Here is a 10,206-nt window from a genome sequence, read left to right as displayed (position 1 = left end):
GATGGGACCTGTTTCATGTCTGTCTCCTCGTTTGAGTCGCAGAAACGGTCCCTGTACTGCGGTCATTGGAACCGGTTCCAATTACAGCGAGGCCATTGAACTCCTGCCGGCACGGGACGTCCAGTCGGATAGAAAATTTTTTGCTGCCGGCGTCTTCCTACATCAACGCGCGCGATCTGCCGCTGGTGCCATGCGCTGCGGCGACCCTAGGCTCGGTTCGTCGTCGACCTCGCTGAACCACGTCCCAAGGAGTCCCGCCATGCCCCACGCCATCTGGAAAGGTGCCATCAGCTTCGGGCTGGTGCATGTACCGGTCGCGCTGTATCCCGCGTCGTCGGAATCGGGTGTCGACTTCGACTGGCTCGACAAGCGCTCGATGGACCCGGTCGGCTACAAGCGCGTCAACAAGCGCACCGGCCGCGAGATCGACAAGGCGCACATCGTGAAGGGTGTGAAGGTGGAGGGAGGCGACTACGTCGTGCTGAGCGACGACGAGATCAAGGCCGCGTACCCGAAGACCACGCAGACGATCGAGATCGAATCGTTCGCGCATGCCGACGAGATCCCGTTCACGCTGCTCGACCGGCCGTATTACCTGGAGCCGCTGGCCAAGGGCGAGAAGGTGTATGCGCTGCTGCGCGAGGCGATGCTCGCCTCGGGCGTGATCGGCATCGCGCGCGTCGTGATGCACACCAAGGAGCACCTGGCCGCGCTGATCCCGAGCGGCCCGGCGCTGATGCTGAACACGCTGCGCTGGGCTGCCGACATCCGCCCGTGGGCCGACATCAAGCTGCCACCCGAAGGAAAGAAGGGCACGAACCTGAAGGAGGCCGAACTGAAGATGGCGAAGCAGCTGATCGGCGACATGACCGAGACCTGGAAGCCCGAGGCGTATGCGGATCGCTTCAGCGAGGCGATCCACGCGCTGGTGGCCAAGCGCATCGAGCGCGGCGAGACCGAGCAGGTGGAGGCGATGGAAGACAGCGGCGAGAAGAGCGGCCCGAGCAACGTGGTCGACCTGACCGAGCTGCTCGCGAAGAGCCTGAAGGGCAAGGCCGCATCGGCCGCGAAGCCGGCGGCCCGCAAGCCGGCTGCACGCAAGCGCGCCTGAGGACATCGCGATGGAACGCAGTACCCGTGCGTCGACACCCGCCGACCCGCTGCACACCTATTGGAGCAAGCGCGATTTCAGCCAGACGCCCGAGCCGCGCGGCGCGCGGGCGAAGACCGGCCCGCAGCTCGCGTTCGTCGTGCAGAAGCACGATGCGACGCGGCTGCACTACGACTTCCGGCTCGAGCTGGAGGGCGTGATGCTCTCGTGGGCCGTGCCGAAGGGGCCGAGCTTCGACCCGGCCGAGAAACGGCTCGCGGTGCGCACCGAAGACCACCCGGTCTCGTACAACAGCTTCGAGGGCCACATCCCCGAGGGCCACTACGGTGCCGGCGACGTGATCGTCTGGGACCGCGGCAGCTGGCAGCCGGTGGGGGGTGTGCGCGAGGCGAAGAAGGGCCTGGCAGCCGGCAAGATCGCCTTCACGCTCGACGGCGAGAAGCTGCACGGTGCGTGGGAGCTGGTGCGCATGCGCAAGTCGGGCCGCGAGAAGCAGCAGCCGTGGCTGCTGCTGAAGAAGAAGGACGGCTTCGCGCGGCCGCACGCCGAGTACGACGTGGTCAGTGCGCTGCCGGACAGCGTCAATGCCGCGGCCGTGGCCGACGCGCAAGACACGGGCGCGAAAGCCGTGAAGGCAGCGCTGCCGAAGACGATGTCGCCGCAGCTCGCCACCCTCGCGAGCGGCGTGCCGGCCGACGGCGATTGGGGCTTCGAGATCAAGTTCGACGGCTACAGGATCATGACGCGCATCCAGCGCGGCAAGCCGGTGCTGATCACGCGCGGCGGGCACGACTGGAGCGGGCGGATGCCGGCGCTGGTCGAGGCCTTGCGCCGCCTCGAGCTGTCATCGGCCTGGCTCGACGGCGAGATCGTCGTGCTCGGCGACGACGGCCTGCCGGCCTTCAACCGCCTGCAGAACGCGTTCGACGGCGGCGACACCTCGCACGTGGCGTATTTCCTGTTCGACCTGCCCTACGTGGAGGGGCACGACCTGCGCGAACTGCCGCTGCGCGAGCGCCGGCGGTTGCTGAAACAGCTGCTCGATGCCAAGGCCAGCGGGCCGCTGCGCTTCAGCGAGGACTTCCCCGCCGATGCGGCCAGCGTGCTGCAGTCGGCCTGCCGATTGAAGCTCGAAGGCGTGATCGCGAAGCGGCAGGATGCGCCGTACGTGTCGCGCCGCAGCGAGACCTGGTTGAAGCTGAAATGCCAGCAGCGCCAGGAGTTCGTGATCGGCGGCTACACCGACCGGCGCGGCGAGCGCGACAACGCGCAGATCGGCAGCCTGCTGCTCGGCGTGCACGATGACGCCGGCCGGCTGAAGTCGGTCGGCAGCGTCGGCACCGGGTGGGATGCCGCGACGGCGGCCGAGCTGAAGCAGAAGCTCGCGAAGCTGCAGGTCGAGGCCTCGCCGTTCGATGCGGCACCGAAGCGTGGGCGCGGGCCGCGCGGGGCCGAGGGCGAGCGCCGCTGGGTCAAGCCCATGCTGATGGCCGAGGTGAGCTTCGGCGAGTGGACGCCGGACGGGCAGATCCGCCACGCGTCGTTCGAGGGGCTGCGCACCGACAAGCCGGCGAAGCGGATCACGCGCGAGCGCGTCGTGCCGGTGAAGGCGATGGAGGCGACGATGGCAACGAAGGTGACGCACCCGGAGCGCGTGATCGACAAGCGCAGCGGCATCACGAAGCTCGACCTGGTGCACTACTACGAGAGCGTGGCGCAGCGGATGCTGCCGCACCTGAAGGGGCGGCCGTGCGCGCTGCTGCGTGCGCCGGAAGGCGTGGGCGGCGAGACCTTCTTCCAGAAGCACGCCGGCAAGATGCGTTTCCCCGGCCTGCGTGAGCTCGACTCGGCGCTGTGGCCGGAACACGAGCCGCTGCTGGAGGTGCCGAGCGCGGCAGCGCTGGCGGGCGCGGCGCAGATGAACGTGATCGAGTTCCACACCTGGAATGCGCTGGCGCGCCGCATCGACCAGCCCGACCGCATGGTGTTCGACCTGGATCCCGGAGAGGGCGTCGAGTGGGCGCAGGTGCGCGAGGCGGCGGCGCTGGTGCGTTCGCTGCTGCAGGCGCTGGGGCTCGAGAGCTGGCTGAAGACCAGCGGCGGCAAGGGCCTGCACGTGGTGGTGCCGCTGAAGCCGCAGCACGGCTGGGATGCGGTGAAGGGTTTCTCGCAGGCGATCGTGCAGCACATGGCGAGCGTGGTGCCGGAGCGCTTCGTCGCGAAGAGCGGCCCGAAGAACCGCGTCGGCAGGATCTTCGTCGACTACCTGCGCAACGGCCACAACGCGACGACGGTGGCCGCGTTCTCGGCGCGGGCACGGCCGGGGCTGGGCGTCTCGATGCCGGTGCCGTGGAGCGCGCTCGACGAACTGAAGGGCGGCGACCAGTGGACGGTCAAGACCGCACGCGAGCACCTGTCGTTCGAACGCGAGGATCCGTGGCAGGACTACTGGACGACGAAGCAGGTGCTCGGGCGGGCGATGCAGCGGCTGGGGTACAAGCCGGCGAAGGCGAAGGGCTGATCTCGATCAGTTGAGCGGGGCGGCCCGCCCGTTCACCCTGAGCAGGGACCGAGCTTGTCGAGGGCCCGTCCGTCGAAGGGCCATATCCGAAGCGCGCAGGGTCTTCGACAAGCTCAGCCCGACCCTTCGACAAGCTCAGGGCGAACGGCGTTTCCTCGCCACCGCCCCCATCCCCGCCAACCCCAGCACCATCAACGCCCAGGTCGCCGGCTCCGGCACCGGCGCGGTGTTGTTCCAGCTGTACGCGAACAGCTCGAAGCTGCCGAACAGCACCTGGCCCGAGTGGTTGTGCACCGTCAGCGAGAGGTTGCCGAGCGGGTCGGCGCTGTACGTGAAGTCGTCGAAGCTCGGCAGCCGCTGCTGCACGCCGGTGCCGGGCGCCGTCGGGTTCTCGTTGAAGATGTTCGCGATCAGGTTCACGCCGTTGGTCCCGAACGCCTCGTCGCGGAAGATCAGCGCCGCCTGGTGCACGTACAGGTCGGGCCGGCTGCTGTCTTCGGTGAAGCGCGGCAGAGGGGTCGATGCCACCGCGTTCGCCAGCATCGCGATGCCCGAGAACGTCACCGACGCGAACGGGTTCAGCACGAAGGGCCGCTGCCAGTTGACCGTCGCACTCGCCTCGTCGTCCTGGTGATCGGCATGCCAGCCGGCCGATACGCTGCCGTGCGAGATCGAGGCCTGCGCCGACAGCGTCTCGCCCGATGGTTTCGGCAATTCGATCGCCGCCTCGCCGAACGGCGTGCCCTCGCGCGCCGACGCATCGAGCAGGCGCGACTTCAGGTTCAGCGAGCGCGGATCGCCCGCCTCCTGCACCTTGTGCGACGTCACGATCGACGCCTGAAAGCCGTTGTCCGCCAGCCAGTGCCCCGGCTCGCCGGTGTCGAGCCCGCTCGGCGTACCGAGCGTGAAGCTCGCCGAGGCGGAACCGGGTTCCGAACCCGGCGTCGAGCCCGCGCCGGCTTGCGCCACGCCGCACACGCCCAGCGCGCACGCCGAGGCGATGATCCACGACATCTTCATCTGTTCTCCCTGCCGGATCCACTTCCGGAGACCCCCATTGGAAGAGGCGGCGCCATCGGCGGCAACCCCCAATTGGTAGCGGCCCGTGTATCCGACGGAGTGCCGTCCGACAGGCCGCTTCCGGATCAGCGCGACGCCAGGCTCTGTGCCGGCCGCCGCAGGCTCGGATCGAACGGGTGGATCTGCGGCCCGATCGCGGCCGCCTCGCGCTTCAGCAGTTCCACCACGGTCGGCATCCGGTCGGCATTCAGCCGGTCCGAGATCGTGCCGACCGAGAGCGCCGCCACCGCGCGCCCCTCGCGGTCGAGCACCGGCACCGCGACGCCCGCCATGCCTTCGAGCAGCCCGGTGTTGCGGCCCGCGTAGCCGAGCTGCCGCACGCGGTCGATCTCGGTGCGCAGGTAGACCTCGTCGTACACGCCGTACTCGCGCACCCGCGACAGGTTGAAGCGGATCACCTCTTCGCGCTCGGCCTCCGGCAGGAACGCGAGGATCGCCAGCGCCCCCTGGCCCACGCCCAGCGCGACGCGCCCACCGACGTCGCCGGTGAACGAGCGGATCGGGAACGGCCCCTCGCTGCGGTCCAGGCACACCGCATCGAAGCCGCTGCGCGCGAGCAGGAAGATGCTGTCGCCCAGGCTCGCGCACAGCCGCAACAGCGCGGGTCGGCACAGCGTGCGCAGGTCGGCCGGGTTGCCGGCCGAGGCGGCCAGCGCGAAGAACTCGATGCCCAGGCGATAGAGCTTGCTGCGCGCGTCCTGCTCGACGATGCCCTCTGCCACCAGCGACTGCAGCAGGCGGTGCGTGGTGGCCTGCGTCAGGCCCACGCTGCGGGCAATCTGCGTGACGCGCCCCCCATCGGCGTGCACCTGCGCCAGCGCACGGATCACGGCAAACAGCCGGCTGGCGGCGGCGGTCGACGGGCTCTCATCGCTCATGCTCGATCCTGTGGAATTCCATGGGTCACAGAAGCCTGAAGTATTCCATCAAACGAAATAGGGAAATGGAGTATTTGATTGATTGGAATTCTCGGGTCAAGATGGCCCGCAACTTGCGATCCGTTGGAGGAATCTTCCCTCCCGGATTCCGCAAGCGAGGACCCCGATGTCTTTCCTGCAGTTGACTGGCGTGACCAAGTTCTATGGCGACACCTGCGCGGTCGCCGACATGAACCTGTCGGTCGAGAAAGGCGAGTTCGTCTCGCTGCTCGGGCCTTCGGGATGCGGCAAGACCACGACGCTGCAGATGGTGGCCGGTTTCGAGCCGGTGACGCGCGGCCGCATCGAGCTCGACGGCCGCGACATCACGCACGCCAAGGCCAACACGCGCGGTCTCGGCATCGTGTTCCAGACCTATGCGCTGTTCCCGCACATGACGGTCACCGCCAACGTGGCCTTCGGCCTCGAGATGCGGCGCATGCCGCGCGCCGAGCGGCTGGAGCGGGTGCGTGAGGCTCTGGCGCTGGTGCACCTGGAAGCGCATGCCGGCAAGTACCCGCGCGAGCTCTCCGGCGGGCAACGCCAGCGCGTCGCGCTCGCCCGCGCGCTGGTGATCGAGCCGCCGGTGCTGCTGCTCGACGAGCCGCTGTCCAACCTCGACGCGCAGCTGCGCGAGGAGATGCAGTTCGAGCTGCGCCGCATCCAGCGCCAGGTCGGCACCACCACGGTGATGGTCACGCACGACCAGGGCGAGGCGATGTCCATCAGCGACCGCGTCGTCGTGATGGAGCAGGGCCGCGCGACGCAGGTCGACCGGCCGCAGCGCGTCTACGAGCATCCGCGCACCCGCTTCATCTCGACCTTCGTCGGCAAGGCCAACCTGCTGGAAGGCCGCGTCAACGGCGAAGGCGCGGTGCAGGTCGGCAGCCTTCGCGTGGTGGTCGAAGAGACGGGCTTCCGCCCCGGGGCCGCGGTGCTGCTGAGCGTGCGGCCCGAGAAGCTGCAGTTCGTCGCGCCGGGCAGCGGCCGGCTCGACGGCGAGATCGCCGAGCGCTTCTTCCTCGGCAGCCAGTGGCTGTACCGCGTCGACACCGCGGTCGRCGCGCTCGCGGTGCTGTGCCCGAACGACGGCCGCGTGGCGCTCGAAGCCGGGCAGCGCACCGGCATCGACTGGCCGGTGCACGGCAGCCGGCTGCTGCCGGGCGAGTCCCCGGCGGTGGAGGCCGCCCCGTGAAGTCCGCCCCCTGGTGGCTCGGCGGCCCGGCGGCGCTGCTCTTCACCGGCCTGCTGCTGGTGCCGCTCGCGCTCACCGCGGTGCTGTCGTTCAACGTCTACGACCCGGCCACCGGCGCGCGCGCCGGCGAGTTCACGCTGGCGCACTACGCGATGGTGTTCGGCGATCCGTACTACCACGGCATCTTCTGGCGCACCTTCCGCATCGCCGCGCTGGTGGCGCTGATCTGCGTGCTGGTCGGTGCGCCCGAGGCGTACGTGCTCAGCCGCATGCGCAACCCGTGGCGCTCGGTGATGCTGCTGGTGGTGCTGGCGCCGCTGCTGGTCTCGGTGGTGGTGCGGGCCTTCGGCTGGAGCATGCTGCTCGGCCCCGAAGGGCTGGTCAACGCGGCGCTGGGCGCGCTCGGCCTCGGTCCGTTCAAGCTGCTCTACACCGAGACGGCGGTCGTCATCGCGCTGGTGCACGTGATGCTGCCGTTCATGGTGATCCCCGTGTGGACCTCGCTGCAGAAGCTCGACCCCGGCATCGAGAACGCCGCACTGTCGCTGAAGGCCTCGCCGTTCACCACGCTGCGCCGCATCGTGCTGCCGCAGGTGATGCCGGGCATCCTGTCGGGCAGCCTGATCGTGTTCGGCCTCGCGGCCAGCTCGTTCGCGATCCCCGGCCTGCTCGGCGGACGCCGCCTCAAGATGGTCGCGACCGTGGTCTACGACGAGTACCTGCACGAGCTGAACTGGCCGCTCGGCGCCGCGATCGCGCTGACGCTGCTGGCCGCCAACCTCGCGGTGATGCTGGGCTGGAACCGCCTCGTCGAAGGCCGCTACCGCCGTGCGTTGGGATGAGGTCACGATGAACCGCAACGGCCCGCTCGCACTCGCGTTCAACGCGCTCGTCATCGCCTTCATGCTGGCGCCGCTGGTCGTCGTGTGCCTGGTCGCCTTCACGCCCGAGAACACGCTGACGCTGCCGACCACCAGCTTCTCGCTGCGCTGGTTCCACGCGGTGTTCGAGCACCCGGATTTCATGCAGTCGTTCTGGAACAGCCTGTGGCTCGCGCTCGGCTCGGCCACGCTCGCCACGCTGCTGGCGGTGCCCGCGGGTCTCGCGATCACGCGCCACCAGTTCGCCGGGCGCGAGTTCCTGAACGGGCTGTTCCTGTCGCCGCTGATCATTCCGCACCTGGTGCTCGGCGTCGCGCTGCTGCGGCTGTTCGCGCTGGTCGGCGGCACCGGCAGCTTCGGCTTCCTGGTGTTCGCGCATGCGCTGATCGTCACGCCGTACACGCTGCGGCTGGTGGTGGCGGCGCTGGTCGGCTTCGACCGCAGCGCCGAGCAGGCGGCCGCGTCGCTCGGGGCCGGCCGCTTCACCGTGTTCCGGCGCATCACGCTGCCGATGATCCTGCCGGGCGTCACCGGCGGCTGGATGCTTGCCTTCATCAACAGCTTCGACGAGGTGACGATGTCGATCTTCGTGACCTCGCCGAGCACGGTGACGCTGCCGGTGCGCATGTACATGTATGCGACCGAATCGATCGACCCGCTGATGGCCGCGGTGTCGGCGCTGATGGTCGGCGTGACGGCCTTCGCGATGGTGCTGCTCGATCGCGTCTACGGGCTCGACCGCGTGCTGGTGGGGCGCCGATGATGAGCACGCATCGACCGCTGCTGGTGCGCCTGGCCGAGACCGACCGTGCGAGCGTCGCCTTCACGCTCGACGGCGAACCGGCCACCGCGCTCGAGGGCGACACCGTGCTGACCGCGGTGCTGACGCAGCACGACCGCCTGCGGCGCAATGAGTTCAGCCACGCGCCGCGGGCAGGCTTCTGCCTGATGGGCGCCTGCCAGGACTGCTGGATCGCGACGGCCGACGGCGAGCGGCTGCGCGCCTGCGCCACCTTCATCGCGCCGGGCATGGCCTTGCTGAGCGACGGGGAGGGCACATGACGGCGCCCGTGATCGTCGGTGCCGGCCCGGCCGGCGTGCGCGCGGCGCAGGCGCTGGTCGCGCACGGCCTGCGGCCGGTGCTGATCGACGAGGCACCGCGTGCCGGCGGGCAGATCTACCGGCGCCCGCCCGCGCACTTTCGCCGCACGGCCGCCGCGCTGTACGGCACCGAGGCTGCGCGCGCGAGCGCCTTGCATGCCACGGCCGACGGCCTCGCCGACCGCATCGACCACCGGCCCGACAGCCTGGTGTGGAACGCGCAGGGCGGCATGCTCGACGTGCTGCACCGCGGCCGCATCGAGCGCGTGCCGTACCAGGGCCTGATCGTCGCGACCGGCGCCACCGACCGCGTGCTGCCGGTGCCGGGCTGGACGCTGCCGGGCGCCTTCACGCTGGGCGGTGCGCAGGTGGCGCTGAAGTTCCAGGGCTGCGCGATCGGCGAGCGTGTCGTGCTGATGGGCAGCGGGCCGCTGCTGTACCTCGTCGCGTACCAGTATGCGAAGGCGGGTGCGCAGGTCGCGGCGGTGCTCGACAGCGCGCGGCTGGTCGACCAGCTCGCCGCGCTGCCGCTGATGCTGACGCAGCCGTCGACGCTGATGAAGGGCGCGTGGTACGTGGCCTGGCTGCACGCGCACCGCGTGCCGATCCTGCGCGGTGCGCGGCCGCTGCGGATCGCCGGCGGCGAGCGGGTCGAGGCGGTGCAGTTCGAGCACCGCGGCCAGGCCCGCACGATCGAGTGCGATGCGGTCGGCATGGGCCATGCGCTGCGCCCGGAGACCCAGCTCGCCGACCTGCTCGGCTGCGGCTTCGCGTTCGACGCGTTGCAGCGCGCGCACCTGCCGCTGCGCGATGCGGCCGGCCGCAGCAGCGTGGCCGGCGTRTACCTGGCCGGCGACGGGGCCGGGATCCTCGGTGCCGACGCCGCGGAATGGGCCGGCGAGCGCGCTGCACTGGCGCTGCTGGAAGACCGCAGCATCCCTGTCGACGCCGCGCGGGCGCGGGCGCTGGAGCAGCGCCTGGCCGGCATCCGGCCGTTCCGCCGCGGGCTCGAACGCGCCTTCCCGTTCCCGGCCGACTGGGCAGCGCGTGCCGATGACGAACTCGTCGTCTGCCGCTGCGAGAACGTCACCGCCGGCCAGCTGCGCGCGACCGTGCGCGAGACCGGTGCCGACGACATCAACCGGCTGAAGGCGCTGTCGCGCGTCGGCATGGGGCGCTGCCAGGGGCGCATGTGCGGCGTCGCGGCAGCCGAGGTACTGGCGCAGGCCTGCGGCCGGCCGGTCGGCGAGGTCGGGCGCCTGCGCGGACAGGCGCCGATCAAGCCGGTGCCGTTCGTGGCGCTGCGCGAAGCGGAGGTCACCCGATGACGGCCCGGCGGATCGTCACCGATGTCGCGATCGTCGGCGGCGGCATCGTCGGCAGCTCGGCCGCGCTCGCGT

Annotated in this window: 9 protein-coding genes; 7 read left to right on the top strand and 2 right to left on the bottom strand. The window is 70.2% G+C overall.

Annotated features, from left to right (window positions below; translation table 11 throughout):
- The first annotated feature begins 259 nt into the window (after positions 1 to 259).
- The gene (ku, locus tag AC1D1T_RS25840) at positions 260 to 1,111 is read left to right on the top strand and encodes a non-homologous end joining protein Ku (protein ID WP_477826929.1); all 852 of its coding nucleotides are present in this window, start codon (positions 260 to 262) and stop codon (positions 1,109 to 1,111) included.
- A gap of 10 nt (positions 1,112 to 1,121) precedes the next feature.
- On the top strand, positions 1,122 to 3,632 hold the full coding sequence (gene ligD / locus AC1D1T_RS25835) for a DNA ligase D (protein ID WP_477992750.1): 2,511 nt from the start codon (positions 1,122 to 1,124) through the stop codon (positions 3,630 to 3,632).
- Between the two features lie 135 nt (positions 3,633 to 3,767).
- Here ligD and AC1D1T_RS25830 read toward each other — a convergent pair whose 3' ends face one another.
- Together AC1D1T_RS25830 and AC1D1T_RS25825 are read right to left on the bottom strand one after the other, a co-directional pair.
- Entirely contained in the window at positions 3,768 to 4,652 is an 885-nt protein-coding gene (locus AC1D1T_RS25830) for a PEP-CTERM sorting domain-containing protein (RefSeq protein ID WP_477992749.1), read from the bottom strand.
- Between the two features lie 125 nt (positions 4,653 to 4,777).
- A complete protein-coding gene (locus tag AC1D1T_RS25825; protein WP_477827013.1) occupies positions 4,778 to 5,590 on the bottom strand; it encodes an IclR family transcriptional regulator in 813 nt (270 codons plus the stop codon).
- A gap of 166 nt (positions 5,591 to 5,756) precedes the next feature.
- On the opposite strand from AC1D1T_RS25825, the gene AC1D1T_RS25820 reads away from it, so the two are divergent.
- The 5 genes from AC1D1T_RS25820 to AC1D1T_RS25800 are packed head-to-tail and all read left to right on the top strand — an operon-like array spanning position 5,757 to position 10,134.
- On the top strand, positions 5,757 to 6,824 hold the full coding sequence (locus tag AC1D1T_RS25820) for an ABC transporter ATP-binding protein (protein ID WP_477992748.1): 1,068 nt from the start codon (positions 5,757 to 5,759) through the stop codon (positions 6,822 to 6,824).
- Positions 6,821 to 7,666: an ABC transporter permease gene (locus tag AC1D1T_RS25815; RefSeq protein WP_465112363.1), complete on the top strand. Its 846-nt coding sequence runs from the start codon at positions 6,821 to 6,823 to the stop codon at positions 7,664 to 7,666. The genes AC1D1T_RS25820 and AC1D1T_RS25815 overlap by 4 nt, the downstream gene beginning before the upstream one ends.
- 7 nt (positions 7,667 to 7,673) lie before the next feature.
- Positions 7,674 to 8,468: an ABC transporter permease gene (locus AC1D1T_RS25810; RefSeq protein ID WP_047502665.1), complete on the top strand. Its 795-nt coding sequence runs from the start codon at positions 7,674 to 7,676 to the stop codon at positions 8,466 to 8,468.
- Entirely contained in the window at positions 8,465 to 8,767 is a 303-nt protein-coding gene (locus tag AC1D1T_RS25805; RefSeq protein WP_477841125.1) for a (2Fe-2S)-binding protein, read from the top strand. The genes AC1D1T_RS25810 and AC1D1T_RS25805 overlap by 4 nt, the downstream gene beginning before the upstream one ends.
- The gene (locus tag AC1D1T_RS25800; protein WP_477827109.1) at positions 8,764 to 10,134 is read left to right on the top strand and encodes an FAD/NAD(P)-dependent oxidoreductase; all 1,371 of its coding nucleotides are present in this window, start codon (positions 8,764 to 8,766) and stop codon (positions 10,132 to 10,134) included. The genes AC1D1T_RS25805 and AC1D1T_RS25800 overlap by 4 nt, the downstream gene beginning before the upstream one ends.
- Positions 10,135 to 10,206 lie beyond the last annotated feature (72 nt).

Source organism: Rhizobacter sp. P2_H3, from assembly GCF_056403355.1.
Note: the sequence above shows the minus strand (reverse complement) of the source record. Positions and strands in the feature narration are given on the sequence as shown.